The 21,595-nt window shown below is 59.3% G+C and carries 11 protein-coding genes; 6 read left to right on the top strand and 5 right to left on the bottom strand.

Annotated elements, in window-relative coordinates; genetic code table 11:
- Positions 1-81 precede the first annotated feature (81 nt).
- The 4 genes from B0G74_RS10995 to B0G74_RS10980 all read left to right on the top strand — a co-directional run bounded on the left by B0G74_RS10995 (position 82) and on the right by B0G74_RS10980 (position 13,941).
- Positions 82-11,622, top strand: a complete 11,541-nt coding sequence (locus B0G74_RS10995; RefSeq protein ID WP_243658159.1) for a filamentous hemagglutinin N-terminal domain-containing protein — start codon at positions 82-84, stop codon at positions 11,620-11,622.
- Positions 11,619-12,056, top strand: a complete 438-nt coding sequence (locus B0G74_RS10990) for a replication initiation protein (RefSeq protein ID WP_132374819.1) — start codon at positions 11,619-11,621, stop codon at positions 12,054-12,056. Before B0G74_RS10995 ends, B0G74_RS10990 begins: the two co-directional genes overlap by 4 nt.
- Before the next feature lie 919 nt (positions 12,057-12,975).
- Complete coding sequence (locus B0G74_RS10985) at positions 12,976-13,269, top strand: hypothetical protein (RefSeq protein WP_132374818.1); 294 nt, start codon at positions 12,976-12,978, stop codon at positions 13,267-13,269.
- Between the two features lie 3 nt (positions 13,270-13,272).
- The gene (locus B0G74_RS10980) at positions 13,273-13,941 is read left to right on the top strand and encodes a hypothetical protein (protein ID WP_132374817.1); all 669 of its coding nucleotides are present in this window, start codon (positions 13,273-13,275) and stop codon (positions 13,939-13,941) included.
- 42 nt (positions 13,942-13,983) lie between these two features.
- Here the strand turns inward: B0G74_RS10980 and B0G74_RS10975 are convergent, their stop codons facing one another.
- The gene (locus tag B0G74_RS10975; protein ID WP_132374816.1) at positions 13,984-14,235 is read right to left on the bottom strand and encodes a helix-turn-helix transcriptional regulator; all 252 of its coding nucleotides are present in this window, start codon (positions 14,233-14,235) and stop codon (positions 13,984-13,986) included.
- A 220-nt stretch (positions 14,236-14,455) separates the two neighbouring features.
- Complete coding sequence (locus B0G74_RS45725) at positions 14,456-14,944, bottom strand: hypothetical protein (RefSeq protein WP_165923842.1); 489 nt, start codon at positions 14,942-14,944, stop codon at positions 14,456-14,458.
- 548 nt (positions 14,945-15,492) lie between these two features.
- Between B0G74_RS45725 and B0G74_RS10965 the strand changes: the two genes are divergently transcribed.
- Positions 15,493-16,014, top strand: a complete 522-nt coding sequence (locus B0G74_RS10965) for a hypothetical protein (RefSeq protein ID WP_132374814.1) — start codon at positions 15,493-15,495, stop codon at positions 16,012-16,014.
- Positions 16,015-16,640: 626 nt separating this feature from the next.
- On the opposite strand, the gene B0G74_RS10960 is transcribed toward B0G74_RS10965, so the two are convergent.
- From B0G74_RS10960 to B0G74_RS10950, 3 genes are all read right to left on the bottom strand, one after another.
- On the bottom strand, positions 16,641-17,426 hold the full coding sequence (locus B0G74_RS10960) for a hypothetical protein (RefSeq protein WP_132374813.1): 786 nt from the start codon (positions 17,424-17,426) through the stop codon (positions 16,641-16,643).
- Positions 17,427-17,542: 116 nt separating this feature from the next.
- Complete coding sequence (locus B0G74_RS10955; RefSeq protein ID WP_132374812.1) at positions 17,543-18,130, bottom strand: hypothetical protein; 588 nt, start codon at positions 18,128-18,130, stop codon at positions 17,543-17,545.
- 1,487 nt (positions 18,131-19,617) lie between these two features.
- Positions 19,618-20,427 carry a DUF6602 domain-containing protein gene (locus tag B0G74_RS10950; protein WP_132374811.1) on the bottom strand — a complete coding sequence of 270 codons (810 nt, stop codon included), beginning with the start codon at positions 20,425-20,427 and terminating at the stop codon, positions 19,618-19,620.
- 266 nt (positions 20,428-20,693) lie between these two features.
- Here B0G74_RS10950 and B0G74_RS10945 point away from each other — a divergent pair, with 266 nt between their 5' ends.
- Positions 20,694-21,560, top strand: coding sequence for a hypothetical protein (locus B0G74_RS10945; RefSeq protein ID WP_243658158.1), 867 nt, complete (start codon positions 20,694-20,696; stop codon positions 21,558-21,560).
- Positions 21,561-21,595 lie beyond the last annotated feature (35 nt).

Raw genomic sequence — 21,595 nt, 5'->3', positions numbered from 1 at the left:
GGAAACGCTGCCACATCCGCGATGCAGATCGGCCAGCCTGCATCGCGTCTGACGAAAAAAAGACGAAGAACGAGAAAGACCATGAGAGTTTCGACGCGCAACGCTTTACGACAACTCGAGCAAAACCATCAGGCGCATGACGAGCAGCACGATCGCGGCTTGCAGTCCGCGATCGTGCGCTGGTCGGCGCCCATGCCTGCACGTGCGTATCGCGTGTGGCAGCGCGCGGTGTCGGCGCTGGTCGCGTTGACACTGTTCGCCGGCCCGCTCTCGATCACGTTCGAGCAAAGCCGCGACGCCGCCGGGGTGCTGGCCGCCGGCAACCATCGTCTGGATGACGAAGCATGGCAACGCATCATCGATCTGAGTGCGGTTCGACTCCGCTTCGCGATGCAAATGGCGCAGGCCGCACCGATCGTCGATCCGACCGCGCCGATCTCGTACCAGCCAAAAATTACACAGACCACCGGCGCGGGTGGCGGCGTGCCTGTCGTCAACATCTCCGCGCCGAATGCGGCGGGGATTTCGCTTAACAAGTATCAGAGCTTCAGTATCGATCCGGTTGGGCTGATTCTGAATAACAGCCTGATGGCCGGCACGTCGCTCACCGGCGGTGACCTGCAGGCGAATCCGAATCTCGTGGGCCGCACGGCAAGCGTGATCGTCAATCAGGTGACCTCAACGGGCGCCGCGTATGCGAGTCTGCTAAATGGCCCGCTCGAAGTGTTTGGCGCACCCGCGACCGTCATCATCGCGAATCCGAACGGCATCACGACGAACGGCACGGGCTTCACAAACACGATCGGAGTCACACTCTCGACCGGCACGCCGCAGTTTCTGAGCGACCTGAAAGGCACGGTCACCGACTTCGACAATGCGCTGGCGGTCGGTTACAGTGTGACCGGCGGCCACATCCAGATTGAGGGCAACGCGGGGGTGAATGGCCCCGGCGCCGGTATTGAAGGTACGGTCGGCACGATCGACCTGATCGGCGAAACCATCGGCATCAACGCGCCTTTGTATGCCGGCTCGCGGATCAACGCGATTGCCGGGCGACAGTTCGTGCTGCCGTCGGCGGTGAGCAGTAACGGCACCACGTATGCGACGTCCGCGAACGGTTCGGATAACTCCGCCAACGCGATCAATAGCGCCAATGGCCGCGCCAATAACGGTCTCGCTATCGACGCCACTGCGTTTGGCGCGATGACCGCCGGCCAGATCCAGGTGATCGGCACGGCAGCCGGCATGGGCGTGCGCACCGATGCGCAAATGGCGGCGAACACCGGCGATCTGCTGCTGTCGTCAAACGGCGATCTGACGGTGAACGGCTCGGCCGCGCAACAACAAGCCACACTGCAGGCCAGCGGCAATCTGTCGATGACCGGCGCGCACGTCGGCATCAACGGCTACACGATCAATGCGAACGGCGACGTCACGTCGACCGGCACGATTCAGACCGGCGGCAAGCTCGCCGTCACGGCGGGCGGCAACGTCAACGTGGCGAATGCGCAATCGAACGGCGACACGGCGGTCACGGGTGGCGCGAACGTCACGCTCGGCGACGTGCAAACCGGCGGCGCGCTCGCAGTGACGGCGCAAGGCAACGACGGCACAGGCGACATCAACCTGAACGGCACCTCCGTGATGAGTGGCGCGACGAGCTTGCAGGCCGCGCGCGACATCAACGTGAACGGGCAGACCAACGGCAGTACGTTGCAAGCGACAGCGCAGCGCAACGTCAACGTGAACGGCGCGCTGCAAACCTCGAGCGATCTCGGCTTGACCGCGACGCAAGGCAGCGTGACGAACAACGGAACCGTCAAGAGCGGCAACAATCTCGCGCTGACGTCCGGTCAGGACACGAGTGTGGTTGGGCAGGCCACTGCACAGAAAGCCGTGACGGTGACGGCAGGCCAGGACTTCTCAGTGAGCGGATCGCTTGCAAGCGGCACGACGCTCGCTGCCAATGTCGCGCGCGATATCTCGGTAGCGGGTTCGCTGCTCGTTGGCACCGATGCGCAAGTGAGCGCGGGGCGCAACCTCGACGTTCCGGGCGTGGTCATCGTGCAGCAGGATGGCGTGTTCAATGCACAGAACAATCTCACCGGCAGTGGGTCGGTGGCGTTCGGCCAGAACGGCACGTTGACGACAGGACAGGACGTCGCGTTCACCGGCAAGCTGCTCGCCAATGGTCTGCAAGTGACGGCGGGCAACAACGCGAGTCTCGCTGATGTGCAGGCGGGCGGCGCGTTCAACGTTGCGGCGAACGGGATCACCAGGAATCCGGCCGGCGGTGGTGACGTGACGTTCAACGGCAACGCTGCTTCGGTTGGCGCGGCGAATGTGCAGGCGGCACGCGATGTGGTCGTCAACGGCACGCTGGCGGGTGGCTCGCAGGTCACGCTGACGGCGCAGCACAACGTTGCAGTGGCCGCAGCGGGTACCGTGCAGGCGGTTGGCGATCTGTCGGTCGCGGCAGTGAATGGCAGCGTGAATTCGAGCGGCACGTTGAACGGCGCGGCGAACCTCATCGTCAATGGCGCGCAGGATGTCGCGTTGACAGGCGCGACGAGCGTCACCGGTGATACGACGCTGACGGCGGGGCATGACCTGACCATCGGTGGCACGCTGGCGGGGCGGGGGGCGGCGACGCTCCGCGCGGGCCACGACGTAATCGCGGGCGGCAGCAGCGGCTTCGTCAAGGATGTGAACGTCACCGCGGCGAACGATTTGTCGGTGAGCGGTGCGTTGCAAGGCGCCGGCGTCTCGCTGACTGCAGATCATTCGGTCGCGTTGAACAACGTGCAGGCGAACTCGGCGCTGCAAATCGCGGCGAACGGCGGCACGCTGGCGGTCAATGGTCTGGTTGCATCGTTGTCGACGGCGTCGCTGACTTCGAGCGGTGACACGTCGATCAATGGCGCGTTGCAGAGTGCGAACGCATTGAGCGTGACGAGCGGCGGTAACACGTCGATCGCCGGCAGGGTCGCGTCGAATGGCAACGTCACGCTGACGAATGCGGCGGGCTCGCTGACGAGCACCGGCAACATTCAGTCTGGCGACAACCTGCTGATCAATACGGCGCAATCTGTCGACCTGGGTACGCAAGGCACCTCCGCGCTCGGCGATCTGATTGTCAACGCCGGTCAGAACCTGACGATGAACGGTTCGGTGGTTGCACAAGGTAACGGCACGTTGACAGCCGGCGGTGCGATTGCAGGTGCGGCGACGAGCGCATTCGGCCTCGCGGCGACCGTGAGTTCCGGTGGCGATACGAACCTGACCGGTTCGCTGCGCGGCGGCACCGTGCAGACGAATGCGGGGGGCTCCGCAACGCTACACGACGTGCAGGCGGCGTCAAGCCTCGCGCTTGCGGCGACTCAGGATCTGAACATCACCGGTGCGGTGACGGGCGGTGCGGCGGTCACGCTGAACGCCGGCCAGAACATCGGCATCAGCGGGTCGATCCAATCAGCGAACGACACCACGCTGACCGCGCAGAACGGCAGCGTCGGTTCGACGGGCACGATTGCAAGCAACGGCGCGTTCAACGTGCAGGCCGGTTCCGACGTCAATCTGGGCGGCACGACGACCGCTGCGCTTGACACGATGCTAGACGCGGCGCGCGACGTCAACGTGACCGGCATGCTTGCGGGACAGGGACAAGGCATCGTGACGGCGGGCCGTGACATCGGTGGCGCAGGCACGATGACCTTCACGCAGGCGGCCACGCTGAACGCGGGCCGCGATGTGGGGCAGGGCGGGCTGATCCAGGGCCAGTCGGTTCAGGTGACGGCGGCGGGCAACATCGGCGTCAACAACGTCGAATCGGCCAGCACCGTCGCGTTGAACGCGAACGGCACGAATACGGCTAATGGCCCGGGCAATCTCACGGTCAATGGTACCGTTGCCGCGGCGGGTGCCGTGACGGCGACGGCGCAGAACGATGTGACTGTGGCGTCGACGGGCAAGATCGCCAGCGGCACGATCGTCGGTATCAATGCACAACACGATATTAACGTCGCAGGCGCAGGCGCGGTCGAGTCGGTCGCCGATGCGGTGCTCGATGCTCAGCAAGGCAGTTTGAATGCGACGGGCGGCATCAACAGTGGCGGCAAACTGAACATCACGACGGGTCTCGATCTGTCGCTCGGCGCGAGCACGAGTGCGGTTGGCGACGCAGCGTTGAATGCGGGCCGCGATGCGCTGTTGAACGGTTTGCTGATCGGCCAGGCGAACGGCTTTGTGACGGCGGGCCGCGATATCGGCGGTGCCGGTACGCAAGCGTTTACGCAAGCGGCGAACTACACAGCGCAGCGTGATATCGCGCTGACCGGTGGCGTGCAGGCGAATGTTATCAATGCGCTGGGTGGCAACAGCGCCACGCTGCACGACGTCAATTCGGCGACAACCTTGACGCTCACCGCAAACGGCAACGCAGGTGGTGGCGATGCGGCGATCACGGGCACGGCGACTGCACCCGGTCTGGTCACGTTAAGCGGCGCGCGCGACGTGCTGGTCAGCGGTTCGTTGACCACCGGCGATTCGTTAACGCTTGCAGCGCAACGCAACGTGTCGGTGAGCGGTACGACGCAAACCACTGCGGGCGATCTCACTGCTACGGCGGCAACCGGCAGCATTGCGCTGACCGGCATCACCACCACGTCTGGCGCATTGAACCTCACGTCCGCGCTCGATACGCAACTCGGTGGCACGATCAACGCGGCCAAAGATGTGGCCGTGCAGGCGGGCCGCGACATCATGCTGACCGGTGCGCTTGCCGGCCAACTCGACGGCATGTTGACGGCATCGCACGATATCAACGGCGCGGGCACGGCGGCGTTTGCTCAGGCGGCGACGCTGAATGCTTCGCACGACCTCGCATTGACCGGCGCGCTGCAAGGCGCGAGCGTCACGGTGACGGGTGGCAACAACGCGGGCTTGGGCAGCGTGCAGTCGGTGACCGGCAATCTTGCCGTGACCGCGAACGGTAACGCGGGCGGCGGTGACGTGACACTCGGCGGCACAGCCACGGCACTCGGTACGCTGGTACTGAAGGCGGCACGCGATGTCGGCGTGGGCGGTGCGATCAACACAGGCGGTACGACGACGATCGATGCCGCGCGCAATGTCACGCTCGCCGACGTTAACTCGGCGGGTGACCTGGCGCTTACTGCGACTAGCGGCAACGCGAGTGCAGCGAATGTCACGACGCAAGGCAATCTGAATGCGAACGCGGGCCAGGCGCTGACGTTCTCCGGTGCGACGACGGTGGGCGGCAATGCGCAACTCACGTCGGGCGGCGACATGACGCTGACGGGCGGCATCGGCGCGCAGAACGTGGGCACCTTGACCGCGGGCGGTTCGATTAGTGCAGGCTCTGTAGCTTTTGGCCAGCAGGCGACATTGAACGCGGGCGGCAGCATCGGCGTGACCGGCGGTGTCTTAACGAACGGCGCATTGAATGCGACGGCGGCCAATGATCTCTCGATGGGTTCTGCGCAAGCCGGCGGCGCGATTGCGTTGCAGGCGCAAGGACACAATGGCGCAGGCGACGTGAACGTGGGTGGCACGCTCGCATCCGGCTCGGCGGTCAGCGTGACGGCTGCGCGCGATGCGACGATCGTCGGTAACGCTTCGGCGACCGACAAGCTCACTGTGACGGCGGGCCGCAACCTGACTGCAAGCGGTACGGTCGGTGCGAATTCCGATGTGACGCTGACTGCGACGGGCGGCAACCTGAGCGTCGGCGGCGCGGTGACTAGTCAAGGAAATTTGAAGGCCACGTCGGGCGGCACGCTGGCGCTGAACGGCGAACTCGTCAACGGCGACACGACACTGACCTCGGGCGGTACCACGACGTTGACCGGCTCGTTCCTCGGCCTCGGTCTCGCGACGATTAACGCGGGCGGTTCGGTGAACGGTGGAGGCGCGCTGACGTTCGGCAAGGACATCACGATCGGCGCGGGCGCAGGCATCACGCTCGGCGGGATTCAGGGTGCGGGACTGTTTACGGCGACTTCGGTCGGCGATATGTCGCTCGGCGCGACGACGGCGGTGGGTAATGTCACGGCCACGTCTACGAGTGGCAGTGTGACTTTTGGCGGTGACTTGCAGTCCGGTGGCAACGTGGCGATTCAGGCCGCGCGGGATGCGACGGTGACGGGCGCGGTGTCGTCGATGGGCACCGTGAATGTCACGGGGATCTCGGGCAACGTGACCGTGGCCGGCGTGTCGTCGAACGGCGATACGACGATGAACGCCGGACAGATGCTCACGTTGAGCGGTACGAGCACGGTGGCGGGGCAGTTCACGCTAAGCGGTGGCAATGTCACTTTAAGCGGCTCGCAGGGCGGTTCGAAAAATGTCACGGTGACGGCGCAGGGGAGGCTCGACGCGAGCCAGGCATCGATGGTGTCGACGGGGAACATGCAGTTCAGCGGCACGAACGTGACGCTGGGAACGGCGATTGTTGGTGGGGCGTTGACGGCCTCCGCTACCAGTCAGTTGTCGCTGGTGGGCTCGGCGGTGGATGCTGTGGGCGCCGCGACTTTGACTTCCGGGAATGGGTTTTATAACGCGAGCCAGGTGCTCTCGGGTGGCACGCTCCATGTGTCCGCGCTGAACGTGACCAACGCGGCGAATGCATCGCTGGCATCGACGACGACCACGACGGTCAACGCGACAAACTTCACCAACGCCGGGTTGGTAAATGGCTCGGCGACGAATGTCACGGTCGGGGGCGCACTGAACAACTCGGGCGGATCGTTGATGGCGGTGAATGGCCTCGTGATCAATACGCGCTCGCTGAACAACCAGAACGGGATCATCTTTGCCGGGAATCCTAAAACGCCGAATGGGCCGACAACCGGTGATGTATCGCTGACGATCAGCGGCGGCGACGGTTCGTTCAATAACACCAGTGGGCAGCTACTGGCTCAGCGGGATCTGGGCGTGAGCGCAGTCAGCATGGCGTTCGATCCGTCACAGGGCACGATCAGCCAGGGTGGGCAGCTATCGATTACGGCGGGGTCGATCAGCAACACCGGCATGTGGAAATACGGGGGCCAGGGTGTGACGTTGACGGGCCTGAACGGGATCAGCAACTACGGGACGATGACGGGGACGGCACCGCTGACGCTGGTCACGAACGGCACGTTCACGAATGTCGGGCAGGTCACGGGTAACGACGTGACGTTCCAAGGCACGTTGAATAACGTAGCGGGCGCGGTGATGCATGCGGACAGTACGCTCGCGCTTTATGGGGATACGACGAACCGGGGCATGGTGGAGGCCGGTAGCCTGCTGTCGGTGACCGGAGGGGACTACGACAATCAGGGTGCGACGACACAGTCGAAAGGCGACGCAAACTTCAATATCGGCGGGACGCTGCTCAACACTGGTGGATCGATCTTCGCCGGAAACAACGTCAACATTAATGCCGGCGCGGTCGTCAATGACCAAACCGCGCCGGGTGCGCCCGTTACGACAACGTCAACAATTAGCGACCCATCGTTGCTCTGGACTGGCGCAGTCGGGACTGAAAGTTACTCATACGAGTATAAGTACGGCGGACAAAATGGTTACGAAGGCATCGCGGGCTTGACCGTGGATGCCACTCTGGGCGACCTTCTTTCACCGACGGGATCGACGACCGGCGCTTCGATAGGGCGAGGAATCGGTTTCTGCCAGGCGAATTGTGGCATTGTCGCGTCCCAGCCATACGGCGCTTCGGGCACCGTTACGTTCAATGAGTATCAGGGTGTCTGGTCCGTGGGAGCGGCTCCCGACCCAACCGCACAGGCCTCTCGCACGTTCACGCTACCGACGGTCTACCAGACCGCCCAGACGCAGCAGGCAGGAACGTCAGGTGTTATTTCTGGTGGCAATTCGATCACGCTGTCAGCAGGCTCGTTGTCGAATCGTGGTGGGCAGATTGCCGCGCAAGGCAATGTTTCGCTAAATGTCCAGTCGCTGGCGAATGGTGCTGTGGCACCTACACTCGCTTATCAATCCATCGAGGTTGTCGACGAGGGGCAATATTCCACATTTCTCGCACAGATTGCGGCACTGGGCGTGGTCGGAATATCAGTTGCCAGTCAATATAGTAGTGATGGGTGCGACTCACAGGGCTGTGGTATCGGCAGTGACCTGCCGCCAAACACATTCCAGATTGTTACGGGGTCGGCAGCGCCGACGTCTTCGGGCACACTCGTCTCGTCCACGCCTACGGGCATGATCGCCGCTGGCTATAACCTGGCAGTCAACGGTGGGAATCTCGTCAACGAGGGCCTGCTCTACGCAGGCAATAACGTTGTCATAGGTGCGGCGAGTCTCAGCAATCAGGGCGGTAATCAGCAAAACTACTCGACCCAGACGGGTTGCGCGGCAGGTGTTCCCAGTTCAGCGTGTGGCACGGGAGGTAACACGCGCGGTGGAAATCCGACCACGACGACATTCGGCTATAGCCAGAATGATGCGACGATCTACGCGGGGAACGACCTCGTCATCGCCGCAGGCCAGATCAACAATACGTTTGGTAACCTGCTCGCCGGGCACAACATTGTGATCGGCGGTGTCGGTACGACTGCCAGCTCAACGACGCCCGCTGGAAGCCTGAACAACACATCGGGCAATATCGTCGCGGGCAACGATATTACGCTCAACGTTTCGGGCGCGATCACCAACAACCTGCCGCCACCCGTGCCGGTGCACCAGAACTACGGGATGAACGAGCAATACTCCGGCTGCATGACGGCTGGAGGTTACAAGGAAAGCTATTGCGAAGGCTATGTTGACCAGCAATCCGGCAGTTCGTCGGTCATCAGCGCGGGTAACAACCTCCAGATCAACGCGGGCAGCCTGACAAACATCGGCAGCCTGATTGCAGCGGGCAATTCGGCGACGATCGCGGTCGCCGGGCCTGTCGTCAACGAAGCGCAGACGCTGAACGCGTACTGGCACTCGCACTGGGTGCAGGAGACAGGTGTCTTCAGCAGCGACCAGCGCCACGATGTCTGGGCCTGCGGGACGGCGGCTGAATGTACGGCGCTTTACGGCAGCGCCTATACAAGCGTCGGCGGCACGATCGATCCACCTCAGCCGGTGGGTAATATTGCCGCGACGATCCAGGCGCCCAATCTGTCGATCACATCGAACGGGCAGATCCAGAACGTCGGCAATGTGATTGGCACGTCCGTGACGCTGACGGGCCAGAAGCTTATCAACGGCATTACCACGGCGAACACCTACACGCCGCGCGTCAATGGGCCGTCACAGGTGATTTCCCTTAGCGCGGTCAGTCTGCCGGGACTCAACCTCTCAGTGCCACGTGCGGTGGGCGCGAAGCTTCCTGCGCCGGTCGCTGGTAAGGCATCCTTTGTCGATAATTCACTGGGTGGGTCCGCGCTGGGCAGTCTGGGCCCGCAGGATCTGCTGAATGCCTTGCCGGCCAGCCTTCAACCGGACTCGACGCTGTTCTACTACAACCCGCAGGAAGAAGACGTGATGCTGCAGCAGGCGGCATTGCAGCAGACGGGCAAAGCGAGTTTTGTCGACGGGTTGACGTACGACAGCAAGACCGGTAAGTCGGTGACGGAACAGGAGAAGCAGTACCTGTATCAGAACACGCTGGACTATGCGACGGCAAACAACCTGCAACTCGGCGATGCGCTGACGCAGACGCAGGTCAACGCACTCGACAAGCCAATGCTCTGGTATGTCGAGCAGACTGTGCCGGACCCGACGTGTTCGGCGACGGGCTCGGCCACATGCCCGACCATTACCGCGCTGATGCCGCAGGTGTATCTGCCGCAGAACACCGGAGCGATGTCGGCGGGTGGCAACATTACCGGCGCGGACGTCACGCTTAATTTCGGCAAGGACAGCGGCGGCAGCATTCTGAACACCGGAAGCATTACCGCTTCCGGCACATTGACGGTCAATACCGGCACGCTGACCAATCAGGCGAATCAGGTCAATGTCGGAGAGATCTGGAGCTACGTCCAGGACGCCGGTTACTCGAAGACGACCGGTACCGAGGTCCAGCCGGGCGGTTTCATGAGCGCCGCCAACATGGACCTGAACGTGCAGACGCTCAGCCAGATCGGCGGTGCGCTTCAGAAACTCAACGCCGGTGGCACGATTGACCAGAGCGGCACCCAGCAACTGCTGGCGAATCTGCAGCAGCAGCTCGGCGGCAACTTCACTCAGACCGCCGTTCATGACGACCTTCACACGGATTTTGTTGCCCAGGGCGGCGGGGTGCCAACCGTTGTCATTGCAGCGATCGCAATTGCCGCATCTGTTATAACGGGCGGCGCAAGCCTTGCCGCGTTGGGGCCGATCCTTTCAGGAGCGCTGGCAGGGGCGGTCGGCGCGTTCGCGTCGCAGGCGTTTTCCGGGAATGGTCTCGATATTACACAGATCGCGGAGGCTGCCGCTGTTGCCGGCCTGACGGCGGGCGCATTGAATGGAATTGATCCAGACAATAATCTTCAAACGATTAGCACAGCCATTGGGCAAGGCACGGTCACTGCAAGCCAGGTCGCGGAGGGACTTCAACTCATAGTCGAACGCGGGGTTGTGACTGCCGGGATTGACACTGCCGTGTACGGAGGCAGCTTTGGTAGCGCGTTTGAATACAGCGTAATCAGCGATGCCGGTGCAGTCGGAGCTGGTGCGATCGGGGCGAAGTCGGGAGATACCCAGTCGTGGCTGGCAAAAGGGAGCGCGGGCTACGTGCTTGCACATGCCGGTCTTGGATGCGCGCTCGCAGCAGCGGAGGGAATGGGCTGCGCAGGCGGGGCAATTGGGGGGGCAACGAGTGCGCTTGCGGCACCGTGGCTTGTGAGCCAGGCAGGTGGCCTGACGAACTTGACGAACGATCAGCGGGCACTGATTGTTGCGGCTTCGACTTTGCTGGGCGGTGCTGTTGCCGGCGCACTAGGTCAGAACTCCATTGGAGGGGCAAGCGCGGCATCCAACGAGTCATGGAGTAACGCCACCAATCCCAACGATCAGGCCCACGGCAAGGACTTGATTCCTCTCGAAGGCGGGGGAGGAAACGGGATCGGCACGGGCGGCAACAGCAGTGACAACACTGCGCTGACTGACATTGCCAGCGAGGCGAGCAGTGCCATCGCCGATGAACTCGCTAGTCTCCGCAATTCGGCGACCAATGCATGGAACTCTGCAGAGAACTGGGTCGAGACCGAGACTGGATTTGCGACCTCTCCGGCCGCGAACGGCGCAATGTCAGCGTCCCAAGCGCAGGCCTATGCAGCGGATCGTGCAGCACAACTGCAATCGGAACTGCCTGCTGGCTCACAGGGTAGAGTGACGATGGGGGTTGGAGTAGTGCGGGACGCCAATGGCAATCAGATAACAGTTGTTTCTACGAGTGAGCCGAATGGCTATCTACGGCCGGGCGTGACGCTAAATCCTGGCGAGGTTGTGATACCGGGCACGGGACATGCGGAGGCGGACATCGTAAACTGGGCGGCTCAGAACGGCTATACAGTTCAAACGATCGGCGCTGGAAGACCTATCTGCCCGTCGTGTGCTTCAGCGATCGGCGGCGCGAATGCGGTGCCTGCAACTCCATTGAAGGTTACAAAATGAGCACGAATACTCGGTTGACTGCCGTAGCGCCAGATTTGGTCGCGTTAGGAGAAGGATTATCCGCGAGCAAGCGAAAGGCTTTAGCTCGCTTGGTCGCAGGATGGGCTTGTGGTGAAACTGGCACGATGGCCTTCTTAGGCGAGGATCGAGTAAAGTGCCTGCTAGACGATGCGCATACGACTACGCAGCATGATCGAGAGCGCCTCTCTCGCGATGTAGACGATCTGGACGAAAAATATTTCGTCATTGTTGAGCAGTACGACGGTCTGGATGGTGGCGGCGAAGCTCTAACGTGGTTCCACAAAGCAAGGGCTGCGGCCGCATTACTTTATTCTCTCGATTCGGACGCGGTGCAAGGATTCTGCGAGACGCTGTATGAAGCGCAGGCGGCGACCGATGATCTGGCCGGTCTTAAGGCGTTGTGCCGACGATAGGCTCGCGCCCGCATTTTCCTGGGTTAGTAAAATTAATCGAAAGTAGACGCGCGATTTCGCACACCGAGCTTCTATGCTGACAAGGCTCGCGATTGCGTCCGCAACCCAACTTTGCGGATGCAATCGATGACTGAAGCCGACTGCAACGCAATACCCAGACTTCTTAGACGTGACCACCGCAGAATTCGAAATGTTGGTTGTCGCAGTGGTGAGCTGCTGGAAAAGTTTGGAAGACCGATTACGGATCGCAGAGCGTGCACACCGAAGTGGCGCAACAGGCTCCAGCGGAGAGTTTCGGATTGCCAAACACCTGAAATTCCCTGAAATGGCTTAATTTGCACAAAAAATGAGCAAATTTGCTTATTTTTCCTTCGGAAAGGGTGCCCCGAAAGCAGTGTTGCGCCGCAATAATAATTACAAAATTTTCATTATCGCAAGCGAGGGCATGGAGCGGCTGACGCTTCGAACCCACGCAGACCCCTTGGCGTGAGATGGATGGGCCGCTGGAGGGCTTGTGGTCGGGTTGAAGGGCGTTTTTAGAGTTCGAAAGTTCCGTGCAGATCCTTACGACACTCGGGCCGGGAAAAATAACGGGCCGGGTTGCATTGATCGATCCCTTTTATTGATCTGGCCATTTGTGTTACATTTCAATCGTGGAGCGACCGATTTTGGGTGACTTTTGATCATTTATGAAGAAAAATCCCGGTTTTGAGGCGTTTGCCTGATTCGCTCAAGTGATTTGTTCGCCAGCCTCGACTTCCGACATTTTCACGCTCGGCAACCGCTCTCATCAATGTCCCCGTTGAGCCGAGACGCGCTGTTGTAGCCTCCCGTTTCAGCTTTTTCACCCACCTTGAGCCTTTGCTACCGGAATTCAGCCGGGGATGACGCTCGCCTTAATTATTTAGGATGCCTGATCATGATAAAAAGCAATCGTAGATTTCTTTTTCCGCTAGGCCGCATCGTGATGACGCCCAGCGCACGCGAGCTGATGCACAGCACCGGAACTCATCCCTTCCAACTCTTCTTGCGACATCAGTGCGGCGACTGGGGCGTGATGGAAGCAGAGGATCGCACCGCCAATGAACACGCCGTGATATTGGGCGGGCGACTTCTGAGTGCGTACGAACTTGGGGAGAGCAAGGAAAAAATCTGGATCATCACTGAGGCCGACCGGTCAAGCACTGCGGCCATACTTCCGGCCGAGTATTAGGTCATGAGCTTTGTCGTCCAGCGACTTCACTCGCTCATCCGTCCGGGTTTGATTCTCGGCGCAGCCCGAACGAAGAACGCGGTCCACAGCCAGCAGTCCCGCTGGGACTCGGCGTGTGCGATTCACTGTCTCGCCATGCTGCTGAATATCTGCGGCCTTGTCTCTGATCCGTCGCAGATCGCCACGCGACGGCGCCGGCTTGAAGTGGCACTCTGGCGCAAGACCGCGGAAATCTTCCAGAAGGGCATGACGTTTTCCGAACTCGCGTCGTTTATCTCTGAACTCGATTGCGGCTTGCACACGAAGCTGTTCGAACGCGGTTCACACCGGGAAGCCATCGGCTTTGTCGAACGGGAGCTTACGCGCGGGCGACTTGTCATCGGCAGCGTGCGTGCGGTCGGTGACACGCAGAGTCACGCGGTGGTGGTGATCGGCGTCGAGGGGTTTCAGGCATCGCGGCAGTTCAAAGCCCATACGCTGCTGATTCTCGACCCAGCCGCAGGGCCACCGGAAGCGATGGCGACGTGCAATGCGCGGCTTCACTACACGGGCAAGCAATCCGGCCAGTTGCCACGGTACGCAAGGTACAAGACGGTCAGCGGGGAGATGTCTTCTGTGGTACTCAACGGGGCCGTCGCCGTCGCTGTGGCCGAGTCCGGAAAGCCGCCGTAGCTACCCCGATGGTAGGCAGTCGAAGACTACTTCAGTACAAGTTCAGGGTCGTTCGAACAGTCGGGCGGGCTCGACATCGAGAGCAATCGCAAGACGCTCTATGTTGTCGACTGAGACGTTCACGCGTGCTCGCTCTACCTGGCTGACGAAAGTACGGTCCAGCCCAGATGCAAACCCAAGCTCTTCCTGCGACAGCGACTTTTCGACCCGACTAGCGCGGACGTTGTATGCCAGCACGTCCCGGAGCGTGACGAGTTTGGCTTTCGGATCGGGGCCTCGGAGCGGTGCGGACATGCCCCAATCTTTACGATATGATGCGTTTTCATCTACGGATTTTGCATCACGTATCGGGATTTCAGTCTGGACTAAGTTCGACTGATCTACATCGAAGTCCCGTTGAAAAATGGTTGCGACGCGGCAAGGGAATCGCCAGTACGCACACACCTGTCGAGGCCAGACTTCGACTCATACGAATAAAATCAGGAAACTAAAGACTATGAATTTTTCGAGAATTTCAGCCGTCGTTCTGATGGCCGTGGCTCCCGCTGTCGCTCATGCCCAGTTCAATCAGCTTCTCGGTGTGATCCACTCGGTTCAGAATGTGGTCACTCAACCTGCCCAGGGTCAACCTCAGGTTCAGCAGTCCGGGCAGGAAACAATGCAGGACGATCAGCGGCTTGTAGCCCAATCGCAAGCACAGCAAGCTGCGATACAGCAGCAATCGCAACAGCAAGAACAGGACGGTAACGCGACCTTTCGTGCGCAGATGGAGCGGAGGACGGTTGCCGGACGACAGCAGGCGCAGCAAATGGTCGCGGATCAGGACGCAAAAGACATTGCGAAATACCGGGCGTCTCAGCAGCGCGGTCAGCAGGAAGCACAGCAGCAACTCGACGCCGCACGGAGGATCGTAGCCATGTGCCCCGACCTGACAAATGCAAAGTTCAACTCCGCCGAACGGATCATTCGCTGCCGAAACAAAGGGCTTACGGAGGAGCAGCAAATGACGCTTGTGGGCGGATTGCCGGTTTTGGCACAAGCTTATGCAGCTTCTATGGTCCAAGACGTCTATGAGGACAACGTCACCGATCCGGGGAGAGGGAAAGCAATCTCGGACTACTACAACGGGTGCCTCCAGCGCGGGACGCCGTGTGCCCGTCGGAAGTGGTAGATGTCGGCTTGTTGATGCCTGTTAATACCAAATCATGATGAGCTGATGCCAACAGCAACGGAACCTCGCGGGGTTCCGCTCAGGTGACAAAGTAGTCTCCACCACGCGTTTGGTGGGGCCAACTGTGTACACTTTGGCGCCATCGGTCTAGACGGTACTCGAGCAACGCTTACAACGATACCGCGCGCGCATACCAGAATTCCTCGCTGATTGTCGATTTCCGATCATCAGGTTCGTCTTCGGTAAACCTCATTCAAATGGCCTCCCATGATTTCGGATCCAGTACCGTAGGAAGCGACGATCTAAGTGCGCTTTCGGATGATCTCGGATAGATCATAAACCAGGAGGGGGCGCGTCAGGTGCCATGGCACAAAGACACCATGATTGCTCGATCGCAAGCTTTCGCATGCATCGGTTGGGGCTCGTTGATCTGGGATTCCAGAACGCTGCCGCTTATTGGCGGCTGGCGAATCGATGGTCCGATACTCCCCTTGGAGTTCGCGAGGGAATCGGCTGATGGCAGGATCACGCTCGTGATCTGCGAGCATGGCACTCCCGTTCGAACGCTATGGACGATGTTGGCCGTACCTGATCTCATCACGGCAAGACGCCAGCTCGGCATTCGTGAATTCGAACGTGCGACGCCGGAGTGGATTGACGTCCATATCGGCTTCTGGGATCGAGCAACCGGCCTCAAAGGCGGAGCCGGGGCTGAGACTGTCGCCCAATGGGCGGACTCTCAAGGTTTTGCCGGTGCAGTATGGACAAGCCTCGAGTGTGGCTTCAGGGGAGCGCGCAGGGGAACGATGCCGACCGTTGAAGAGGTTATCCTGCATCTTCAAAGCCTACACGGTGCAGAAAGAATCTCGGCGAAAGAATACATTCGTCGCGCTCCTCGTTAGATCGATACCGCTTATCGGAAGTCGATCACAGCCGCGCTGACCCCGAGCTGACAGGTCAACTCACTAAGCACGTCAGTGTCGCACCGTCCGCTTCGTGTGGGCGGAAACAGACGGTTGCGAAACAGTAGCGAACGTCGCATCGCGCGTCGGACGGTAGCCAAGCCGGAGCGGTCCACCGGGGGCAGCAGTTGATGACGGCCGCTTCTGTTAAGCGTTGTTCGACGCCTGCCCATGTCTGCCGCCGCGTGAGTACACGACGACGCATGCGGGCAGGCGTTGGACAATGCTTAACACTACCTGTCATTCAATCGAGTCGAGCTAGTGGTCATTTGACCGTCCGGTTCACTCTGAAATCAGACTAACCATGTCTGGCAAATAGCAAGACTCAATAACTGCCTGGAGAGTTCGGATTCGTCATCGTGGCCGGTTCTCCGCGACTGCCAATCAACTACTCGGACGTTTATCTCAAGCGGCAATGACTGAGAACAGCACCGGTCAGTTAACCTTCAATGTGAGCACCAACATCGTCTTAACGGAACGTGACGTCCCATCAAGAAAGTTTTCTCCAATTATCCGATGAAGCGATAAGGCTGGCGTCACGTCCTTTCCTTCGCCCTTCGGATGTGTCAATACCCATTCAACTCCGAAGTCGTAGTACGTCGCACTGCGCTTCTCCAGCCCCGCGCTTGCGTACACGTCGCGCGCACGCACGAACGTCGTAAAAAAATGCAGGCGCCAAAAAATACATTTGGGTAGAAATCGGCATCGATCCGTCCGTTGAAGCCGGCCGCGTTCCCGGCCGAGTTCGGCGCTTTGGAGTAGGTGATGCGATCGAGTTGCGTGCCGATTGTCGGATAAATCGTGTAAGCAATCTCTGGCTCCTCGTTGTAGGGCCTGCCGTTTCGCAGGACTTTGTACCAGACCGGCGTCGTGTTCGCCCGAAGGCCCACCGAGCGCTGCTTCTTCGCGTTGTCGTCGACGCCGTCAAGGTTGAACGCCGCCAGAAGGCCTAGGCTATCGGCCGGTGACGGCAAGGTGCCGTTTGCCGCAAAGCGGACCAAACGTCCGTCCACCTTGCTCTTCGTGGAGTTGTCCTTTGTCCATTGCGCTGCAACTGACGGCGTCCACCCCCAGTCTGGATTGAACATGGTTATCGGCAAGTCGTATCGCACGGCAATGCTGGTAGTGATGCTTGTTTGACCGTTGGCTGTCGACGCGCCGAATGTAGCGCCCTTCCCGGCGCCATCCTTGGAGTCCAGTTTCCCTGTCATGTGCACGTTTTTCACCCATGCAGGACCGTTGGCGTCAGGCTTTTTCGCTTCAACGGAGGACTGTTTCGCCGTGCCGTCCGCAGACTTTCCCGCCATTGCTTCCGGCGGTGGGGCCAACGTAAGGGTCGGTGTGGGCGTCATGCTGAAATCGAAATGTGGCGTGAACGTGAACGAAGGAGGTTGGACGCCCTCAAGTTTAGTGTCCGCGAGAGCGGAACTAGCCGCTCCGAAAAGGACCGCGAAGCCCACGATCTCCCTCATGGTGCCGCGACCCCAATATGTGCAGCCACTGCGCTCGTCAAATCGCCGAGGGTGGACATTTGGCCAAGCTGCTGGCTTGTGACATGGCCTTGACTGGTTTGGCGATATTGATCGATTACGTGATTTATCGCGATCGTCCGACCCTCGAGGCCGTTCTGATCGATGCCCATATCTGCATAGAGACGACTGGCGCCGGTGAGCTGCCCGTCCTGAACCTTCGGCGTAATCGGGCTTTGATCAGAAGCCACCTCGATCGCCTTATACAGAGCGTCTTCCCAAGGGGCCACGGTGACGAAGTGAGCGACAAAGTGGGCCACACTTCCGATTGTATTCATCTCCTTGAGGTCCGATATCGCGATGCCGCCCTTCGGACTGTTTCGCCGCCGATGCGCCCGGATTACCCCGTTGATGCTCTTGGTAAGCGCCGTGAGCGAGCGTGGCTTGATGCCGAGTTCGCTGAGTGTGGTTTCTGGACAGATCTCTCCCCTTTCGACCTTTGACGTGATGAACGCTGCGGTGGAAATTTCTTCGAGTGCATTGAAGAGAGCATCTGCCCATTCTGGGACGCTTATAAAACTGCCCATGTTGTCTCCCTCGTGTTTTTTTAGATTCACTCTCAAAGCGCTGCTTCATCGGAGTTTACGATGCAGAATATGCTGTCGCCAATCTCAAAATCGGACGTTATGGCGCTGACTATCGGCATATGTGGCTTATCCCACAGAAGTCCCAGTGGCCGGCGCCTGGCATATCGCGAAGCCCCGCTGAAAACGAAGGCTGCGCCAGCCGAGAAGTCGCAAGCGACCTCGCATGAACCAATGACTGCTGCGTTAGGCGCACGGCTCTCGTCGGAGCGGCGGGATATATGACGGCAACGGTTCGAACGTTCGCATTTTCTGAGCGGAATTAGACATTCATAGGCGCTAGCCAGCGAATGGCTGATTCCTGAGTACAACTGACGCATGATTGTTAGAGCGACAGTGCGGGCGAATGGCGCTTTGTGGCCGATTGGGTGCAGTCGCCAACGGCCGCTTAGCGCTACTCTAGTTGGCAGAACCTGAATGTGGCTGAGTGACCGGTTTAGAGAAAGTTATCTGACCGGATTGGGTTGATCGCGACTGCATAATCTGGGCAAAAAAAACGCCGACAACGATGGTCGGCTGAAAGGTCGGTCTTGGGAGCCGAGCCTGAGGCGTTGAGTCTAGGGCTCTGACCTTTCAAGAAAATAATAAGTTAACGCTGGACAAGAAAAAAGCCGACGTTTAACTGTCGGCCTGAAAGGTTCCACGTCCGAGGCGCAGGAACCTGAGAGAGCCGCAGTCTACCGCACTGGTCTTTCGAAATGTTTTCGTTTTAAGCGAGCAAAAAAAAGCGCCCCGAGTAGGCGCATGGAACGAAAATCAACTCTGCTGAAGGAGTCGCGATTATCCTACCTCGACTGGCGGCTACGGACAATCATTCGACCTGGAGATGATGCGCAAATGCCGCACGAACGAGCGTCAGGGCGGTCCTCGGGTGGTTGATTACGCATACGCTTCGCGCTCGTCGTCCGACAGGCGGTACAACGCAGCGATGCGTTCCAAGGCGATATCCAGCCGTCCCCTTATCCCGGCTAGGCCGAGATGAAATGTTTCGTGGCAATCGGCGCAAACTGGAATGAGTCTGACGAGACGCCGAAATTCGGAACAATGTCTTGGCCGAACTCTCGAAAGCGTTCGCCAATCGTCAAACCTCTCCACCAACTCAGGATGCAATATTGCCTTGGCCTCTTTAGCCGATTTTCAGCAATCTGGTCATGTGGAGACCGTCCAACTTCCGAAGCTTACCTTCAGCGTCATCTGGAGTGCCGCATACGATTTATCGGGAAAGGTTTCGAATCCCAAAGCTGTTCGCATCGACGAAGAACGCCTTTGAGAACGGTGAACAGTGATTGGTTTGCGAGCGGCGGAATTGACTATCCCCTCCGGCGCTAGCCGCTGGGATGGTTGCGATCAAGTTTGTCTAGCTGGACAGTACAAACAACGGCGTCATCCTTGGCTAACTGCGTCCAAAAAACCTTCGCGGCGCAGAACAGCTAGCCCCCCGTCTTGATGTCCACACGGAGCTTGTTCATGTACGGGACCATGTTCAGGAATGTGCCGTTGATGTTCATAGAGGCTTGCGTGAGCATCTGGAACAACCACAGAAGTGAGCCATGGGTTGCTGATGCGGCGACCCATCGTGTGTCAGGAGCACTGCTGCGGACATCATCGTTAAGGAAGCCGACGGGGAAATTATCAAACGTTACAAACCCTGTCCCGAGAAGGAACGCGCCGTCGATCGATTGACTGGGCGTCCTAATCCTTTCTTCACCAACGGGCAGCCGCGCACCGGCGATTCCTTGGGCCGCCTCTATTTCTGTGATCCAATTCAGAACCGTCTCCATCTGCTGCGGACCAGCATATGCCACCACAAAACTCAGAATCGCTGGCGGAACATAACCGCTGCTAAACGACCATGTCTCGCATTTCTTAAGCTGCTTTGCTGCCCTCGCTGCCGTGATTGCTTGTTGCATGCCGGCTTTATCGAGGGTGGACTTGACCTCTATCGTAGCGACCACCGATTCAGCTAAGAAGCCACTTATGCCGCCCCCAAAATCTAATTTTGGCAGACTTCGCTTGTATATCACGAGATCGAACTGCCGCCTTGGTTCGGCAGGCTGAGATTCGCTGTCGATCAATTCGCCCGAACCTATCGCGAGGGTAGATGGAAGGTGCGCCTCTAGAAACTCTTTGATAAAAGCTTCGCGCGGGGTTCCCTTGTGAAGGGAATGACCGCTATTGGCCGGTATTTTGGATGTGGCGAGTAGTTGATCCTCTACCGCTGCCATATGGGCGAAAAGCATAGCAATGCTCCAATCGGGCTGTTTTCTTCATAGGTCGGGTAAGCATCCTGCGAAGAGCATGATAACAAGACCTTCTCGGACCCGCGGGACACCAATATACCTCCGGTATTTGTCGAACGGCGCAGCGGGTTGCACCGGCAACCACCTTTGACTAAGGCCGCTGCGTGGGCAGTGCCTAAAGTTTTGTATGATGAATGCCGATATAGAGCCCGGACTAGGCTCTGGTTTGCCTGGCGTGACGTCCGCTCGACACAAGGAACTGCTGCATGCTTGACGAACTACTGGAAGTTTTAGGGAATTCTCACTTTGAGGCCTATGTGGTCGGGCCTTTGCTTGGTGTGCTCTTCGGGGTGATTTTCAACGCGCTAGGAAAACGTCCGGGGCCGGACAACTCCGGTAGCTCGCCTCGAGATGTCAAGCGTGAGATTGAAGAGTATCGCCAACGCTCATCCGAAAGGCAGGACGTTCACCACCATCACTACTACCATGGGGCTCGCCCATCGTCGCACGAGGAGGGGGGCGGGGTGATATTTCTTGCAGGTCTCGCAATGGTGGTCGCGCTGTTTTTATTTGCCGCATTCCTTCCGCAGATAGCAGGCACATTGTATTTCTTTAATACGACAGTCGCCATGTGCTGCATCACTGCAGCACTTCTGGCATGTTTAACGGGGCGGTTTAACACAATTGACTGGTGGTTGCAGGCCGTCTTTCCATCCGTCGTCTCGATTGGGTGCTTGTGGCTTACGGCGAAGGTACTGGCCGCAATCAGCCCGGATGTAATCGTGTATGCGCAGAGCCTTATTGCAGATAGGCCATTGAGTGTCGGAACGGTCCTGAACGCGTCGGTGAAGTTTTTCACCTCCTTGGGCAACGAATACGGCCAGTGGATGCTGTTCGACCTGCTCGCATTCGTGTGCGTCATCATGTGTGCACTCCTTGCTTTTCTGCGATTTGTTTTTTACGTCTCCCTTTCCAATGCCAGAGAAGGCGGCGGTGGTGGCTGGGTATGGCTGGCTCTGCGGACAGAAAAATTCGGCGGAAACGGCAGCGCATTTTTCGTAGTCTTCCTCTTCGTGCTGGGAACCTTTCTTGCGCGAGGGGACGTTTATCAGTTGCTTCACCAGGCGTCCTGACAGCTACGGACACGACAGAATAAAGTGGCCGTCGC

It is taken from the genome of Paraburkholderia sp. BL9I2N2 (assembly GCF_004339745.1).
Lineage (GTDB): Bacteria > Pseudomonadota > Gammaproteobacteria > Burkholderiales > Burkholderiaceae > Paraburkholderia.
This window is presented reverse-complemented; position numbering and strand designations above follow the sequence as displayed.